This window comes from Cupriavidus pauculus (genome assembly GCF_008693385.1).
GTDB classification, from domain to species: domain Bacteria; phylum Pseudomonadota; class Gammaproteobacteria; order Burkholderiales; family Burkholderiaceae; genus Cupriavidus; species Cupriavidus pauculus_D.
The window spans coordinates 420,009-436,345 of sequence record NZ_CP044065.1; the positions used below are offsets into that span (position 1 = coordinate 420,009).

At 65.6% G+C, this 16,337-nt stretch carries 18 protein-coding genes; 14 read left to right on the forward strand and 4 right to left on the reverse strand.

Annotation, left to right across the window (positions count from 1 at the left end; all coding sequences use genetic code 11):
• Positions 1-91 precede the first annotated feature (91 nt).
• The 7 genes from FOB72_RS01955 (at position 92) to FOB72_RS01985 (ending at position 7,522) form a co-directional block, all read left to right on the forward strand.
• Positions 92-1,015 carry a histone deacetylase family protein gene (locus FOB72_RS01955; RefSeq protein WP_150370993.1) on the forward strand — a complete coding sequence of 308 codons (924 nt, stop codon included), beginning with the start codon at positions 92-94 and terminating at the stop codon, positions 1,013-1,015.
• Positions 1,016-1,183: 168 nt separating this feature from the next.
• Positions 1,184-2,218 (forward strand): methionine ABC transporter ATP-binding protein, encoded by a 1,035-nt coding sequence (locus tag FOB72_RS01960; protein WP_150370994.1) that lies wholly within the window; start codon positions 1,184-1,186, stop codon positions 2,216-2,218.
• Positions 2,208-2,864 carry a methionine ABC transporter permease gene (locus FOB72_RS01965; protein WP_109580407.1) on the forward strand — a complete coding sequence of 219 codons (657 nt, stop codon included), beginning with the start codon at positions 2,208-2,210 and terminating at the stop codon, positions 2,862-2,864. The genes FOB72_RS01960 and FOB72_RS01965 overlap by 11 nt, the downstream gene beginning before the upstream one ends.
• A 37-nt stretch (positions 2,865-2,901) precedes the next feature.
• Positions 2,902-3,702, forward strand: a complete 801-nt coding sequence (locus FOB72_RS01970; RefSeq protein ID WP_150370995.1) for a MetQ/NlpA family ABC transporter substrate-binding protein — start codon at positions 2,902-2,904, stop codon at positions 3,700-3,702.
• A 256-nt stretch (positions 3,703-3,958) separates the two neighbouring features.
• Positions 3,959-4,708, forward strand: coding sequence for an electron transfer flavoprotein subunit beta/FixA family protein (locus tag FOB72_RS01975; RefSeq protein WP_150370996.1), 750 nt, complete (start codon positions 3,959-3,961; stop codon positions 4,706-4,708).
• Positions 4,709-4,725: 17 nt separating this feature from the next.
• On the forward strand, positions 4,726-5,661 hold the full coding sequence (locus FOB72_RS01980) for an electron transfer flavoprotein subunit alpha/FixB family protein (RefSeq protein ID WP_150370997.1): 936 nt from the start codon (positions 4,726-4,728) through the stop codon (positions 5,659-5,661).
• A 91-nt stretch (positions 5,662-5,752) separates the two neighbouring features.
• Entirely contained in the window at positions 5,753-7,522 is a 1,770-nt protein-coding gene (locus FOB72_RS01985; RefSeq protein ID WP_150370998.1) for an acyl-CoA dehydrogenase, read from the forward strand.
• A 72-nt stretch (positions 7,523-7,594) separates the two neighbouring features.
• Here the strand turns inward: FOB72_RS01985 and FOB72_RS01990 are convergent, their stop codons facing one another.
• Positions 7,595-8,899, reverse strand: a complete 1,305-nt coding sequence (locus FOB72_RS01990) for a D-amino acid dehydrogenase (RefSeq protein WP_150370999.1) — start codon at positions 8,897-8,899, stop codon at positions 7,595-7,597.
• A 119-nt stretch (positions 8,900-9,018) separates the two neighbouring features.
• On the opposite strand from FOB72_RS01990, the gene FOB72_RS01995 reads away from it, so the two are divergent.
• Both FOB72_RS01995 and FOB72_RS02000 read left to right on the forward strand, forming a co-directional pair.
• Positions 9,019-9,525 (forward strand): Lrp/AsnC ligand binding domain-containing protein, encoded by a 507-nt coding sequence (locus FOB72_RS01995; RefSeq protein ID WP_150371000.1) that lies wholly within the window; start codon positions 9,019-9,021, stop codon positions 9,523-9,525.
• Positions 9,526-9,602: 77 nt separating this feature from the next.
• Positions 9,603-10,817: a PA0069 family radical SAM protein gene (locus FOB72_RS02000; protein WP_150371001.1), complete on the forward strand. Its 1,215-nt coding sequence runs from the start codon at positions 9,603-9,605 to the stop codon at positions 10,815-10,817.
• Between the two features lie 12 nt (positions 10,818-10,829).
• Here the strand turns inward: FOB72_RS02000 and FOB72_RS02005 are convergent, their stop codons facing one another.
• Together FOB72_RS02005 and FOB72_RS02010 are read right to left on the reverse strand one after the other, a co-directional pair.
• Positions 10,830-11,354 (reverse strand): NINE protein, encoded by a 525-nt coding sequence (locus FOB72_RS02005; protein ID WP_150371002.1) that lies wholly within the window; start codon positions 11,352-11,354, stop codon positions 10,830-10,832.
• 101 nt (positions 11,355-11,455) lie between these two features.
• Positions 11,456-11,887, reverse strand: a complete 432-nt coding sequence (locus tag FOB72_RS02010; RefSeq protein WP_150371003.1) for a hypothetical protein — start codon at positions 11,885-11,887, stop codon at positions 11,456-11,458.
• A gap of 496 nt (positions 11,888-12,383) precedes the next feature.
• Between FOB72_RS02010 and rpsP the strand changes: the two genes are divergently transcribed.
• From rpsP to FOB72_RS02035, 5 genes are all read left to right on the forward strand, one after another.
• Positions 12,384-12,641, forward strand: a complete 258-nt coding sequence (gene rpsP, locus FOB72_RS02015) for a 30S ribosomal protein S16 (RefSeq protein WP_150371004.1) — start codon at positions 12,384-12,386, stop codon at positions 12,639-12,641.
• A gap of 17 nt (positions 12,642-12,658) precedes the next feature.
• On the forward strand, positions 12,659-13,321 hold the full coding sequence (gene rimM / locus FOB72_RS02020; RefSeq protein ID WP_150371005.1) for a ribosome maturation factor RimM: 663 nt from the start codon (positions 12,659-12,661) through the stop codon (positions 13,319-13,321).
• 16 nt (positions 13,322-13,337) lie between these two features.
• Positions 13,338-14,120 (forward strand): tRNA (guanosine(37)-N1)-methyltransferase TrmD, encoded by a 783-nt coding sequence (gene trmD / locus FOB72_RS02025; protein WP_150371006.1) that lies wholly within the window; start codon positions 13,338-13,340, stop codon positions 14,118-14,120.
• 72 nt (positions 14,121-14,192) lie between these two features.
• Positions 14,193-14,585: a 50S ribosomal protein L19 gene (rplS, locus tag FOB72_RS02030; protein ID WP_150371007.1), complete on the forward strand. Its 393-nt coding sequence runs from the start codon at positions 14,193-14,195 to the stop codon at positions 14,583-14,585.
• Between the two features lie 115 nt (positions 14,586-14,700).
• Positions 14,701-15,384 (forward strand): CoA pyrophosphatase, encoded by a 684-nt coding sequence (locus tag FOB72_RS02035; protein WP_150371008.1) that lies wholly within the window; start codon positions 14,701-14,703, stop codon positions 15,382-15,384.
• A 21-nt stretch (positions 15,385-15,405) separates the two neighbouring features.
• Here the strand turns inward: FOB72_RS02035 and FOB72_RS02040 are convergent, their stop codons facing one another.
• Positions 15,406-16,257: a sulfurtransferase gene (locus tag FOB72_RS02040; protein WP_150371009.1), complete on the reverse strand. Its 852-nt coding sequence runs from the start codon at positions 16,255-16,257 to the stop codon at positions 15,406-15,408.
• Positions 16,258-16,337: the final 80 nt, after the last annotated feature.

A 16,337-nucleotide genomic window follows, 5' to 3' on the forward strand; every position in this document is an offset into this window, starting at 1 on the left:
GTCCTTTGCCAGTCGCGGACGAGTATAACGGACCCATCCGACGTCCTGTGCTAACGTAACGTTCGGAGACAAACTTGAACCCACAAACACGATGCCAACGGGCTATTACACTCACCCGGCGTTCCTGTTGCACGAGATGGGGCATTTCCATCCCGAATGCCCGGAGCGGCTGCAGGCGATCGAGGACCACCTGATCTCGCACGCGGTGGACGGCCTGCTCGACCACCGCGAGGCGCCGGCGGCCACCAGCGAGCAGATCGAGCGCGTGCATCGGCCCGACTACGTGAGCGGGCTGGCGTCGATCAGCCCCGCCGAGGGGTATTTCCAGATCGATCCCGATACCGCGATGAACCGCCATACGCTGACCGCCGCCACCCATGCGGCCGGCGCGGCCGTGGCGGCCACCGACGCGGTGATCGCGGGCGAGCTCGAGAACGCGTTCTGCTGCGTCCGCCCGCCGGGCCATCACGCCGAGCCCGGCCGCGCGATGGGGTTCTGCTTCTACAACAACGTGGCCATCGCCGCGCGCCATGCGCTGGCGGCCCATGGGCTGAAGCGCGTCGCGGTCATCGACTTCGACGTCCACCACGGCAACGGCACCGAGGCCGCGTTCCGCAACGATCCGCAGGTGCTGATGTGCAGCTTCTTCCAGCATCCGTTCTATCCGTACAGCGGCACGGACAACGTCGCGCCCAACATGTCGAACATTCCGCTGCCCGCGTATAGCAACGGCATGGCCGTGCGCGAGGTGGTGGAAACGATCTGGCTGCCGCGGCTCGACGAATTCAAGCCCGAGATGCTGTTTATCTCCGCCGGCTTCGATGCGCACCGCGAGGACGACCTCGGCCAGATGGGGCTCGTGGAGCAGGACTATGCATGGATCACCGCGCAACTGATCGCCGTGGCGCGGACCCATGCGCGCGGCCGGATCGTCAGCTGTCTGGAGGGCGGCTACAACCTCAGCGCGCTGGGCCGCAGCGTGCTGGCCCATCTGAAGGTCCTGCTGGAAACCTAAAGATGCATATAAAGCACTTTATGGTGTTTTATATGCCATCTATGCATAAGGGCATCGAAAAAATCTCGTTTGAGGTATGAAGGCGTTCGCATAAAATGCGGGCTTCGCCAAATCCAAGTGCGGCAACAGCGCTCGAGCCCGTCTCGCCTGTTGCCGTTTTCATTTCTCATGATCGAACTGCAAGGACTCTCGCAGCGCTTCCCCGGCGGGTCCGGTGAAGTCCATGCGCTACGGGATGTCAGCCTCGGCATCGCCGCGGGCGAGATCTTCGGCATTATCGGCCGCAGCGGCGCGGGCAAGAGCACGCTCGTGCGTGCCATCAACCTGCTGAACCGCCCGACCGCGGGCCGCGTGATCGTCGGCGGCCAGGACCTGACCGCGCTGGACACGGCCGCACTGCGCGAAGCCCGGCGCGAGATCGGCATGATCTTCCAGCACTTCAACCTGCTGTCGTCGCGCACGGTCTACGACAACGTGGCGCTGCCGCTGGAGCTGGCGGGCAAGTCGAAGCGCGAGATCGCCGAGACGGTGCTGCCGCTGCTCGAGCTCGTCGGCCTGTCCGCGCTGCGCGACCGGTATCCCGCGCAGATCAGCGGCGGGCAGAAGCAGCGCGTGGGTATCGCGCGCGCGCTGGCCAGCAAGCCCAAGGTGCTGCTCTCCGACGAGGCCACGTCCGCGCTCGACCCCGAAACCACGCGCTCGATTCTCGAACTGCTGCGCAAGATCAATCGCGAGCTGGGTCTGACCATCGTGATGATCACGCACCAGATGGAGGTCATCAAGCAGGTCTGCGATCGCGTGGCCGTGCTCGAGGCCGGCAGCGTGGTCGAGACGGGCCGCGTGATCGACGTATTCCTGCGGCCGCAGCACGAGGTCACGCGCGCGATGATCGGCGACGTGATCGCGCAGGAGCTGCCCCAGAGCGTGCTCAAGCGCGTGGAGTCGCGGCTCGGCAATGGGCGCGACCACGTCTATCGCCTGGCCTTCACGGGCGAGAACGTCGATCAGCCCGTGCTCGCGCAGGCGATTCGCCAGCATGGGCTCGACTTCAATATCCTGCACGGCCATATCGACGAGATCCAGGGCCAGGCCTTCGGCTCGCTCGCGATCATGGCGACCGGCGAACCCGAGGATGTGCGGGCGGCCATGGAATACCTGCGCACGCAGGGCGTGGTGGTGGAGGAGATCGATCATGTGGTCTGAAGAATTGCTGGACCTGTTTCTGGGATCGTTCGGCGAGACCCTGCTGATGGTGGGCATCTCGGGCGTGGTCGGCGCGTTGTTCGGCGTTCCGCTCGGCGTGCTGCTGCACCTGACCAACCGCGGCGGCGTGCTGTCGCACCCGCTGTTCAACCGCACCATCGGCGTGGTGGTCAACGCGGTGCGCTCCATTCCGTTCATCATCCTGCTGGTGGTCGTCATTCCGTTCACGCGCTTTATCGTGGGCTCCTCCATCGGGACCACGGCCGCGGTCGTGCCGCTGACCATCGCCGCAGTGCCGTTTATCGCGCGCCTCGTGGAAGCGGCGCTGCGCGAAGTGGACAAGGGCCTCGTCGAGGCCGCGCAGGCCATGGGCGCGACCACGCGCCAGATCGTCTGGAAGGTGCTGCTGCCCGAGGCGATGCCCGGCATCGTCGCGGGACTGACCATCACGTTCGTGAGCCTCGTCGGCTATTCGGCGATGGCCGGCGCGATCGGCGGTGGCGGTCTGGGCGACCTCGGCATCCGCTACGGTTACCAGCGCTATATCACCGAGGTGATGGTCGCGGTGGTGATCATCCTGATCGTTTTCGTGCAGGCCGTGCAGAGTTTCGGTGACTGGCTGGTTCGCCGCATCAGTCATCGCTGATCAACGCATCACATCATCAAGCTAGAGAGAAATCGACATGCAACGTCGCAACATGCTGAAGACCGTCGTCGCGCTGGGCGCGGCATCGCTGGTGCTGTCCACGGGCGCGAACGCGCAGGAGAAACCGATCAAGGTCGGCGTGACGGGCGGTCCGCACGCGCAGATCATGGAGCAGGTGAAGAAGGTCGCCGCCAAGGACGGCCTCAATATCCAGGTGGTCGAGTTCAGCGACTACATCCAGCCGAACGCCGCGCTGCAGGCCGGCGACCTCGATGCCAACAGCTACCAGCATCTGCCGTACCTCGAGGCGCAGATCAAGGACCGCGGCTACAAGTTCAGCAACGTGGGCTTCACGGTGACGTTCCCGATGGGCGTGTACTCCAAGAAGATCAAGTCGCTCGACCAGCTCAAGAACGGCGCGCGCGTCGGCGTGCCCAACGACCCGACCAACGGCGGCCGCGGCCTGCTGCTGCTCCAGGCCAAGGGCCTGATCAAGCTGCGTCCGGACGCGGGCCTGAAGGCCACGCCGCTCGATATCGTCGAGAACCCGCGCAAGATCAAGATCGTCGAACTGGACGCCGCGCAGCTGCCGCGTTCGCTGGATGACCTCGACGCCGCCGCGATCAACGGCAACTACGCCGAATCGGCCGGCCTCTCGCCGACGCGCGACGCGATCGCCACGGAAGGTCCGAAGGGCCCGTACGCGAACCTGCTGGCCGTGCGCACCGCGGACAAGGACAAGCCGTGGGTCGCCAAGCTGGTCAAGGCCTACCACTCGCCGGAAGTGAAGCAGTACATCACGACGACGTTCAAGGAATCGGTCATCGCGGCCTGGTGATCCGTCACCGACGAGCGGCATGCCTCGGGCCCTCGGGTTTTCCCTGAAGGCAACCGAGGTTTTCGTCGAAACGCTGTCCACGGGCCGGAACCTGCGGCACAATGGTCGGCGAATCTGGATCTGCCGGGCGATGCCCGGCAATCTTAGCCGGAAAAATAGTACGATCGTTCGGAAAACCGGATCGGCCTGAAGCCGGTGGGTATAATGGCGGGCGATTTCAAATCTTTGACTATCCAGCAATCAGTGGAGTGAGCGCATGAAAGTACTCGTCGCAGTCAAGCGGGTGGTGGACTACAACGTGAAGGTCCGCGTGAAGTCGGATGGCTCGGGCGTTGACCTGGCCAACGTGAAGATGAGCATGAACCCGTTCGACGAGATCGCTGTGGAAGAGGCGGTCCGTCTGAAGGAAGCCGGCGTGGTGACCGAAGTGATCGCCGTGTCGTGCGGCGTGACGCAGTGCCAGGAAACGCTGCGTACCGCGATGGCCATCGGCGCCGACCGCGGCATTCTGGTCGAATCCGCCGAAGACCTGCAGCCGCTGGCCGTGGCCAAGCTGCTCAAGGCGCTGATCGACAAGGAACAGCCGCAGCTCGTGATCCTGGGCAAGCAGGCCATCGACGACGACTCCAACCAGACTGGCCAGATGGTGGCCGCGCTGGCGGGCCTGCCGCAGGCGACGTTCGCCTCGAAGGTCGTGGTCGCGGACGGCAAGGCTTCCGTGACGCGTGAAGTGGATGGCGGTCTCGAAACCATTTCGGTGAAGCTGCCGGCCGTGGTGACCACCGACCTGCGCCTGAACGAGCCGCGCTACGTGACGCTGCCCAACATCATGAAGGCGAAGAAGAAGCCGCTCGAAACCGTCAAGCCGGAAGACCTCGGCGTGGACGTCAAGCCGCGCCTCTCGACCGTGAAGGTCGTGGAGCCGCCCAAGCGCAGCGCGGGCGTGATGGTGCCGGACGTCGCGACGCTGGTGCAAAAGCTGAAGAACGAAGCCAAGGTTATCTGAGCGCGGAGAGAGAAAACATGACTGCACTCGTCATTGCTGAACACGACAATCAATCGATCAAGGCCGCCACGCTCAACGTCGTGACGGCTGCCGCCCAGTGCGGCGGCGACGTTCACGTGATCGTGGCCGGCGCCAATGCCAAGGCCGCCGCCGATGCCACCGCGAAGATCGCGGGCGTGAGCAAGGTCCTGCTGGCCGACGCGCCGTACTTCGCCGACGGCCTGGCCGAGAACGTGGCCGAGCAGGTGCTCGCGATCGCCAGCGACTATTCGCACATCCTGGCGCCGGCAACCGCGTACGGCAAGAACATCCTGCCGCGCGTGGCCGCCAAGCTCGACGTCGCGCAGCTGTCGGATATCACGAGGGTGGATTCGCCCGACACGTTCGAGCGTCCGATCTACGCTGGCAACGCGATTGCCACCGTGAAGTCGGCCGACAAGATCAAGGTGATCACCGTGCGCGGCACGGCGTTCGACCCGGCCGCGACGGAAGGCGGCTCGGCCAGCGTGGATACGCTGCAGGCCGTGGCCGACGCGGGCATCTCCCAATTCGTGTCGCGCGAAGTCACCAAGAGCGATCGTCCCGAACTGACCGCCGCCAAGATCATCGTGTCCGGTGGCCGTGGCGTGGGGTCGGGCGAGAACTACACCAAGGTGCTGACGCCGCTGGCGGACAAGCTGAACGCGGCGCTGGGCGCCTCGCGCGCGGCCGTGGACGCGGGCTTCGTGCCGAACGACTATCAGGTCGGCCAGACCGGCAAGATCGTCGCGCCGCAGCTGTATATCGCGGTGGGTATCTCGGGTGCGATCCAGCATCTGGCCGGCATGAAGGACTCCAAGGTGATCGTCGCGATCAACAAGGACGCCGAAGCCCCGATCTTCTCGGTGGCCGACTACGGCCTCGTGGGCGACCTGAACACCGTGGTGCCGGAGCTGGTGTCCGCGCTGGGCTGATCCACCGGCACAAGAAGAAAAAAATAGCCGTTCCGGGCGCGTCCCGCGAGCGGCTTTTTTATACGTTCATACCGAGGACGAGGAGACATCGATGACCTACCGCGCACCGCTCAAGGACATGCTGTTCGTGATGAACGAGCTGGCGGGGCTCGAGGCCGTGAGCCAGCTGCCGGGCTTCGAGGAGGCCACGCCCGATACCGTGCAGGCCGTGCTCGAGGAAGCCGCGCGCTTCAACGAACAGGTGGTGGCGCCGCTGAACCGCATCGGCGACACCGATCCGAGCAGCTGGAAGGACGGCGAGGTCCGGACCACGCCCGGCTTTCGCGATGCGTTCCGCCAGTTCGGCGAGGGCGGCTGGCAGGGCGTGCTGCATCCGGCCGAATTCGGCGGACAGGGTTTGCCGAAGCTCGTGGCGACGCCGTGCAACGAAATGCTCAACACCGCGAACCTGTCGTTCGCGCTGTGCCCGCTGCTGACCGATGGCGCGATCGAGGCGCTGCTGACCGCCGGCACCGAGGCGCAGCGATCGACGTTCCTGCCGAAGCTGATCTCGGGCGAGTGGACCGGCACGATGAACCTCACGGAGCCGCAGGCCGGCTCCGACCTCGCCGCGGTACGCACGCGCGCGGAGCCGCAGGGCGACGGCACGTTCAAGCTGTTCGGCACCAAGATCTTCATCACGTACGGCGAGCACGACATGGCGAAGAACATCGTGCATCTGGTGCTCGCCCGCACGCCCGACGCGCCCGAGGGCGTCAAGGGCATCTCGCTGTTTATCGTCCCGAAGTTCCTCGTCAACGCCGACGGCAGCCTCGGCGCGCGCAACGACGTGCATTGCGTGTCGATCGAGCACAAGCTCGGCATCAAGGCGAGCCCGACCGCGGTGTTGCAGTTCGGCGATCATGGCGGCGCGATCGGCACGCTGGTCGGCGAGGAGAATCGCGGCCTCGAGTACATGTTCATCATGATGAATGCCGCGCGCTTCTCGGTGGGCATGCAGGGCATTGCGGTGTCCGAGCGCGCGTACCAGCAGGCCGCGGCCTATGCGCGCGAACGCGTGCAGAGCCGGCCTGTCGATGGCTCGGCGCGCCAGGCCGTGACCATCGTCCATCATCCCGATATCAGGCGCATGCTGATGACGATGCGCGCGCTGACCGAAGGCGCGCGCGCGGTGGCCTATGTGGGCGCCGCCGCAAGCGATGCCGCGCACAATCATCCCGATGCCGACGAACGCGCGCGCAACCAGGCGTTCTATGAATTCCTCGTGCCGGTCATCAAGGGGTGGAGCACGGAGATGTCGATCGACGTGACGAGCCTCGGCGTGCAGGTGCATGGCGGCATGGGCTTTATCGAGGAGACGGGCGCGGCGCAGCACTATCGCGACGCGCGCATCCTGCCGATCTACGAAGGCACGACGGCCATCCAGGCCAACGACCTCGTGGGCCGCAAGACGCTGCGCGACGGCGGCGCGGTGGCGCGTGACATCCTGTCGCGCATCGCCGAGACGGAGGCTGCGCTAAGCGGGCATCCGGCCGTGCGCAGGCAACTCGCGCGTGGCCGCGAGGCGCTGGCCGATGTGGTGGCGTTCGTGGTGGAGAACGCGAAGGCCGATCCCAATGCGGTGTTCGCGGGCAGCGTGCCGTATCTGCGGCTGTGCGGCATCGTGTTCTCGGGCTGGCAGATGGCGCGTGCGTTGCTGGCCGCCGAAGCGCGCCGGGGCGACGATCCGTCGTTCTACGATGCCAAGATTGCCACCGCGCAGTTCTATGCGCAGCATCTGCTGCCGCAGGCGACGGCGTTGCGCGATGCGATCGTCGAGGGCGCGGCTTCGGTCAACGCGCTGACCGAAGACCAGTTCTGAGGCGCGCGCCCCAAAGACAAAGGGCCCCGCAAGGGGCCCTTTGTCATTCGGCGGGTGCGATCGGGCAGGTAATCAGGCCGGTACCGGACGCAGATTGCCCTGCGAGCGCGGCACCTTGCGATACCGATCCACCGACAGATCGTCGGCGCGAATCGCGGGGCGCGTGCCGGACACCAGATCCGAGAGCAGCTTGCCCGAGCCGCATGCCATGGTCCAGCCCAGCGTGCCGTGGCCCGTATTGAGCCACAGGCCGCGAATACCGGCCGGCCCGACGACGGGCGTGCCATCGGGCGTCATCGGACGCAGGCCGGTCCAGAACGTCGCGCGGCTCACATCGCCGGCGCCCGGGAACAGATCGGTCACCACATGCTCGAGCGTGCGGCGCTTGGCCGGGTCGAGCGTGCGGTCGTAGCCAACGATCTGGGCCATGCCGCCCACGCGGATACGATCGTCGAAACGCGTGATGGCCACCTTGTAGGTTTCATCGAGCACCGTCGAGACGGGGCTGCGCGACGCGTCGGTCATCGGCACCGTGATCGAGAAACCCTTGAGCGGATAGACCGGCAGGTTCGACAGGCCCGGCAGCACATGCCGCACGAACGGCGTCGACCAGCTGCCGAGCGCCACGACGACGGCATCGGCCTGCATCGGCTTGCCTTCGATCATCGCGCCCGTGATGGCATCGCCTTCGGTCAGCAGACCGTCGATCGAGCGGTTGTACTGGAACGTCACGCCGATGGACGCGGCCATCGCGGCCAGGCGCTGCGTGAAGAGCTGGCAGTCGCCGGTTTCGTCGTTCGGCAGGCGCAGGCCGCCGGCCAGCTTGCCGCTCACGGCGGCCAGCGCGGGCTCGCAGGCGGCGAGTTGCTCGCGGGTCAGCAGTTCGTAGGGCACGCCGGCTTCCTCGAGCACCGCGATGTCCTTGGCCGCGCCTTCGTATTGCTCGGCCGTGCGGAACAGTTGCAGCGTGCCTTGCTGGCGGCCTTCGTAGGAGATACCGGTCTCGGCGCGCAGCGTGCGGATGCAGTCGCGGCTGTACTCGGCCAGACGCACCATGCGCTCCTTGTTCACCGCGTAACGGTCCTCGGTGCAGTTCCGCAGCATCTGCCACATCCACTGGAGCTGGAACAGCGTGCCGTCCGGCTTGATCGAGAGCGGCGCGTGTTCCTGGAACATCCACTTGATCGCCTTGAGCGGAATGCCGGGCGCGGCCCAGGGCGAGGCGTAGCCCGGAGAGATCTGGCCGGCGTTGGCAAAGCTCGTGCCGAGCGCGGGCGCGGCCTCGCGATCGATGACGGTTACCTCGTGACCCGCGCGGGCCAGATACCAGGCGCTCGTGACGCCAATCACACCACTGCCAAGGACCAGAACTCGCATTTTTTTCTCTCCCCGACCAGGCTGTCAGGCTTTCATGGATGGATTTAGGAAACATCTCTATATTATTGAGTTCAACCCAGTCAGAGTTACCGTATTTATCAAGGAAACAGGAATAGTTCATGAGAACGAGCCGTCAACCCGTACGTAGCCTCGACAAACTCGACCGGCGCATCCTCACGCTCCTGCAGAGCGACGGGCGGATGTCGATGAAGGACCTGGCCGAGGCCGTGGGACTGACCATCACGCCGTGCATCGAACGCGTGAAGCGGCTGGAGCGCGACGGCGTGATCATGGGGTATTACGCGCGGCTCAATCCGACGCTGCTCGGCAGCGGGCTGCTCGTATTCGTGGAGATCTCGCTCGGCAACAAGGCCGGCAACATGTTCGACAAGTTCCGGCGCGAGGTGCTGCGCATTCCGGAGGTGCTGGAATGCCATCTGGTGTCCGGGGACTTCGATTACCTGATCAAGGCGCGCATCCGGGAGATCGCGGAATACCGGCGGCTGCTCGGCGACATCCTGCTGCAGCTGCCCGGTGCGGCGCAGTCGAAGAGCTACGTGGTGATGGAAGAGATCAAGGAGACGCTCGAGATCATGGTGGAAGGGCGCGACAGTCCGCAGGGCTAAGGAGATTGCAATCGCCAAATCGCGCAGATCGCGCGCGATGGCTTGGATACTGTATAAATATACAGTATCATCGGTGCATGGACGCGCATGACGAGCATGACGAATTTCCCCCGCCGGATACCTACGCCGCAGCGCCCGTTCCCCGTGAGGTGCCTCGTAAAGGGCGCGGCGCGGTGGCCAACGTGCAGGGGCGGTTCGAGCGCGACCAGCGCGAGCGGTTCGACGACGGCTGGGCGGAAGCGAAGGGCGGCGGGGGCGATGGCAACGGCAATGGCGACGGCGATGGCAACGGCAATACGCCGCCGCGGCTCGTCACGCAGGTGTCCATCGAACGCGCGCGATCGATTCTCACGCATAATGCGTCGCCGGATATCCCGTTCGATACTTCGCTCAATCCCTACCGGGGCTGCGAGCATGGCTGCATCTACTGTTTTGCGCGCCCCACCCATGCGTACCTGGACCTGTCCCCGGGCCTCGACTTCGAATCCCGATTATTCGCCAAGACCAACGCGGCCGAACGGCTTCGCGACACGCTGGCCCGCCCGTCTTATCGATGCGAGACCATCGCGCTCGGCGTCAACACCGATGCGTACCAGCCGATCGAGCGCGAGCATCGCATTACGCGCGGCGTTCTCGAGGTGCTGCACGAGTGCGACCACCCGGTCGCGCTGATCACGAAGTCTTCGCTGATCGAGCGCGATATCGATCTGCTGGCGCCGATGGCGCGGAAGCGGCTCGCGGTGGCCGCGCTGACCATCACCACGCTCGATGCCGAGATGGCCCGCACGCTGGAACCGCGTGCGGCCACGCCGAGCCGCCGGCTGCGCGCGATTCGCACCTTGTCGGAAGCGGGCATACCCGTGGGCGTGAGCGTGGCGCCCGTCATCCCCTTTATCACCGAGCCCGATCTGGAGCGCATTCTCGAGGCCGCGCGCGAGGCGGGCGCGGTGTATGCGAACTACATCGTGCTGCGGCTGCCCTGGGAAGTGCAACCGCTGTTCGAGCAATGGTTGCAGGCGCATTTTCCCGACCGTGCGGAACGCGTGATGAACCGCATCCGCGATATGCGCGGCGGCAAGGCGTACAACGCGGATTTCGCCACGCGCATGCGGGGCAGCGGGATCTGGGCCGATCTCATGCGGCAGCGTTTCTACAAGGCCGCGGACAAGCTCGGCTTTCGCTACGACCGCTACGGACTCGATACCACGCTGTTCCGGCCGCCAACCGTCACCAAGGCGCCGGTGCGCGCGCCGCAGGCCGCCGCTGACGGCGCGCAGGGGTCGTTGTTCTAGCGGCCGTCTCGATTACTGGGACAGCGCCTTGGCGGCTTCCACCTGCGATTCGAAGAACGTCTGGAAGCTGATCGCGAGCCCGGCCATTAGCAGGCCGGTGCCGATCAGCAGCGACAGGATCACGAGGATCACGACGGGCCAGCCCGAGCGGGTCGGCTGGCCATGCGGGTTGTAGCGTGCGTCCCATTGTTCGTCGGGACGCAGGCCGAACACGATGGCCGTCAGGAATGCGCTGATCACGGAGATGCCGCCGGCAACGGCGAACGTCCAGTTCATTGCGGGATTGCCGGTGTCGAGCAGCAGCGAGGCGAAGCCGATCGCGCCGGCCACCGTGGCGAGCAGATGGAGCCAGCCGAACTTGTCGCCAACACCCTTCAGATAGAAACGATGCGCGCCCAGGCTGCCGGCCACGAAGGCCAGCGCGACGGTGATCAGCTTGGATTTTCCGCGTGGCTGGACGGCCGGCGCGAAGGCGGGGGACGCACCGGGAGACGCACCGGAAGGCGCACCGGAAGGGCGGGGGCTGGCGACAGGCATCGTTGCGGCGTGGGAAGCGCCGCCCAGAGCGGCATTGGCGCACATTGTACGCCGGCCGCCCGCGGGCGCCGCACGGGATGCAGGGATGGCGCGGGATCGGACTACCGCCCGCCGTCGCGGCTGCGCGCCTGCCAGCCGGGGCCCATGCCCGTGGGGCGCGGGTCGTTGCCGCCTTGCGCATCGGCCTGCGCCGAGCGGTCCGGCGCGCGCGCGGCACGTCCGTCGCCGCGGCCATCGTCGCGGCGGTCCGGATCGGGGCGGCCACTCAGACGGTCGTCGGCGCGTGCGCGCGCTTCCATGCGTTCGATTTGCGCGCGCACATGGTCGCGGCTTTCGGCGCGCACGCTGGCGACCTCCATGCCACCGGCCACGCGGGGACCGTGCGCGGTACCGTGCGTGGTATTGCCCCCCGCGGCGTGGCGGAGGTGTTGCCAGAAGGAGACTTGCGCATGACTGGCGGCAATTCCGCCGAGCAGCCCGGTGGCGACCAGGCTGCCCGCCACCAGTCTGCGAAGGCGAGAGCGGTCAAACATGCGAAATCCAGTAAGCCCGAACACAGATATCCAAAATGAAAAAACCGGGCGATGGGTTCATGTTACGCATGCGTCCGCGTGACCGCCTATGCCAATCCCGTTACCGGTGTAACGGATTGTTTCCCCGTTGCCGGAGGCACCGGAATCGCGCCGTGGTGGCCGGTTTCACGATCGATGGCAAGGCCGCGGCAGGGCGCGTTTCGGTGGGCGTTTCTGCGGGCGTTTCTGCGGGCGTTTGGGCAGCGGTTTCGACGGCAGTGCGGGGCGCCGATTCCGCCGAAACATGGCAGGCGGCGCGCGTGCGGCCGGCGCGTCGTTCCTACGCCACACCGGCGCCACACCCGGCGCTACATCCAGACCCGCGTTGTCGGCTATGCGCCGCACGGGCCGGCGCGTTTGACGCCGGGGCGGCTATTTGTTTGTTCGGGGTCGGTTAATGGGCTATACTCTTGCGTTTCGTGTTCGCACACCCCCCGTTTTTTTCGAGGAATAACCCATGGTCGTAATCCGTCTGGCTCGCGGCGGCAGCAAGAAGCGCCCGTTCTTCAACATCGTTGCTACCGATTCGCGCAACCGTCGTGACGGCCGCTTCATCGAACGCATCGGCTTCTACAATCCCCTGGCCGCTGGCAAGGAAGAAAGCCTGCGCGTCGCGCAAGACCGCCTGACGTACTGGGAAGGCGTTGGCGCGCAACTGTCGCCGACCGTTGCCCGTCTGGTGAAGCAAGCCGCCAAGGCCACCGTCGCTGCCTGATTGATCAAGGCGCGTACGTGTCGGCTTCGGAAAGTGGGCGCCCCGCGCGCAAGCCACTGAATCTGCCGCCCCGGTCGTCCGCGGGCGAGGATCGCGCAGGCGGTCAGCCGAAAGCATTACCGCAGGCACTGTTGTACACGGAGCCGTTGCCCGATGATCTCATCGAGGTCGGCTACGTCGCCGCCGCGTATGGCATTCGGGGCTGGATCAAGGTTCAGCCGCATGCGGACGACGCCTCCGCGTTGCTCCATGCACGGCGCTGGTGGTTGCTGCCGGCAACCCCGCAACCCGACGGTGTCAGGGTCGCGTTGAAGATCGCGCAATCGCGCGAGCACAGCGGTACCGTCGTGGCCCAGGCCACGGGTGTCTCGGACCGCAATGTGGCCGAAGCGCTCAAGGGCCGCCGTGTCTGGATCCGGCGGTCGGACTTTCCGGCACCGGAAGAAGACGAGTTCTACTGGGTCGATCTGATCGGCTGCGCCGTGTTCAACGAACAGGGCGAGGCGCTTGGCGAAGTGTCGGGCCTGATCGACAACGGTGCCCACCAGATTCTGCAGGTGGCGTATCAAGGTGCCGATGGCAATGCCGACGAGCGGTTGATCCCGTTCGTGGACGTCTATCTGCGTACCGTCGATATTGCCGGCAAGCGGATCGTCGTGGATTGGGGACTCGACTACTGAAGCAAGGGAGGCGCGGATGCAGTTCGATGTGATCACGCTGTTTCCCGAGATGTTTCGTGCGCTGACCGACTGGGGTATCACCAGCCGGGCGGCCAAGCAGCAGCGTTACGCGCTGCGCACGTGGAATCCACGCGACTTTACCGTAGACAACTACCGTACGATCGACGATCGGCCGTATGGTGGCGGTCCCGGGATGGTCATGCTGGCCAGGCCGCTCGAGGACGCGATTGACGCGGCCGGCGCGGCGCAGTCGCAGGCCGGCGTGGACAAGCCCCATGTGGTGCTGATGTCGCCGCAGGGTGCGCCGCTAACGCATGCAAAGGTGATGTCGCTGGCACAACGGCCCGGACTGGTGCTGCTGTGCGGGCGCTACGAGGCGATCGACCAGCGTCTGATCGACCGCCGCGTGGACGAGGAAATCAGCCTCGGCGATTTCGTGCTGTCCGGGGGCGAACTGCCCGCGATGGCGCTGATCGACGCGGTGGTGCGGCATCTGCCGGGGGTACTCGGCGATGCGCAGTCGGCCGTGCAGGACAGCTTTGTCAACGGACTGCTGGACTGCCCGCATTACACGCGGCCGGAAGAATATGAAGGTGTGAGGGTGCCCGATATACTGCTGGGCGGCCATCATGCCGAGATCGAGAAATGGCGGCGCCAGCAGGCGCTGGCCAATACCGTGCGCAAGCGTCCCGACCTGATCGAGGCCGCGCGCGGGCAAGGTTTGCTGACCCGTGCCGACGAGAAATTCCTGTCGGAATGGGCTGCGAAAGAAGGGCGGGAGCCTGCTCCCGCCAAGTGATAACCCCATCCTCTGCCGGGGCCCGGAAAATCCGGGGCATTTAACGCCGGCACGATGGTCAAGGAGAAAACGATGAACATCATCGAGCAGATCGAGAAGGAAGAGATCGCCCGTCTGACCGCCAACAAGACCATTCCGGCATTCGCCCCCGGCGATACCGTGATCGTCAGCGTGAACGTGGTCGAAGGCAACCGCAAGCGTGTGCAGGCTTATGAAGGCGTCGTGATTGCCAAGCGCAATCGTGGCCTGAATTCGTCGTTCATCGTGCGCAAGATCTCGTCGGGCGAAGGCGTGGAACGTACGTTCCAGCTGTACTCGCCGCTGATCGCTGGCATCGAGGTGAAGCGTCGCGGCGACGTGCGTCGCGCGAAGCTGTACTACCTGCGTGAGCGCTCGGGCAAGTCCGCGCGTATCAAGGAAAAGCTGGTGTCGAAGGCTGCTGCCGCTGCAAAGGCTGCACAGTAAGGACCGGCATCCCCGCCGGGCAACCGGCGGCGCATGGCGTTGCGAAAGGCACCTTCGGGTGCCTTTTTTGTTGGTCCCTGCACCGCGCGCGGCGCTCTGTCATACTTGCGCCGTTATGCGCCCGATATTCGATCCCGAAACGCTGCCTGTCATCGACACCGACATCCGCGGCATTCCCCTTTCCCACGCCCGCATGGAGCCGGAATTCATCCGGCGCCGGCTGCAGTCCCCGCCACCGGCCTGGGAGCCGCTGCTGACGGACGAATCGCGCGTCTACGACAAATCGCGCGCGCTGCGCGATGCCTCCGTGCTCGTACCGCTGGTGGCGCGCGAGGATGGGCTCTGGGTCCTCTTTACGCAGCGCAATGCCAACCTCAACGCGCATGCGGGGCAGATCAGTTTTCCCGGTGGACGGCAGGAGGCATACGATGCCGATCGCGTGGCCACGGCGCTGCGGGAGACGGAAGAAGAAATCGGCGTCGGCCCCGATTACGTCGAGGTGCTCGGCACGCTGCCGGACTACATCACGGGTACCGGTTATCACGTGAGCCCCGTGGTCGGGCTGATGCGTCCCGGCTACGTGCTGCGCCCCGATGCGGGCGAGGTGGCGGAAGTCTTCGAGGTGCCGCTCGCCTTCCTGATGGATCCGGCGCGCCACGAGCGCCGGTTATTGCGCTGGGTCGATGGCGAGCGGAAGTTCTACGCGATGCCGTATCCGCGCGAGGAGGGTGGCCACCGCTTTATCTGGGGCGCCACCGCGGCGATGCTGCGGAATCTCTATTTGCTGCTGGCCGCCTGAAGCTCAGGTTCAGGCTCAGGCTCAGGCTGCGGCGCCGGCGGTTGCGACCGAGGCGCACTGCGGGCAGCTCTTGCCGACCACATACGCGGGATCCTGCTGCTGCTCGGCCGTCACCACGGCGCGGCACGCAAAGCACTGGACCGGGCCCGACGGCTCGAGGTTCGGGTTCAGCGCGGTCCGATAGTCGAACACGAAGCAGTCGCCGCGATAGTGGCTGCCGCCGACTTCCTCGAAATACTTGAGGATGCCGCCCTCGAGCTGGTAGACGTTCTCGATGCCGACTTCCTGCATATGGATCGCGGCTTTCTCGCAACGGATGCCGCCCGTGCAGAACGACACCACGGTCTTGCCTTCGAAATCGGCCCGGTGCTCGGCCACGGCCGGCGGGAAGTCGCTGAACTTGGCGATGTCGTACTCGACGGCGGCCTCGAACGTGCCCACGGCCACCTCGAACGCATTGCGCGTGTCGAGCATCACCACGGGGCGCCCGGCGTCGTCGTGGCCCTGGTCGAGCCAGCGCTTGAGATCGACGGGGCTGACAGACGGCGCGCGTCCGGCTTCGGGCCGGATCAGCGGCATCTTCATCGTGATGATTTCCTTCTTCGCCCGGACCAGCATCCGCTTGAACGGCTGGTTCTCGGACAGGCTTTCCTTCGGCGCGATGTCCGCGAAGCGCGCATCGGCGTGCAGCCACGCCATAAAGCCGTCGATGGCCTCGCGCGGGCCGGCCAGGAACATGTTGATCCCTTCGGGCGCCAGCAGGATCGTGCCCTTGAGCGAGAGCGCCTCGCAGCGCGCGCGCATTTCCGAACGCAGCGGTTCGATATCGTCGATGGAGACGAATTTGTAAGCGGAAATGTTGACGATCTGCATGGGAACACTGCTCGACCACGTGCCTGCGCACGTAGTAACTGCCTGATTGGAAACGCGAAATTATACGCTTCGGGCGCGCC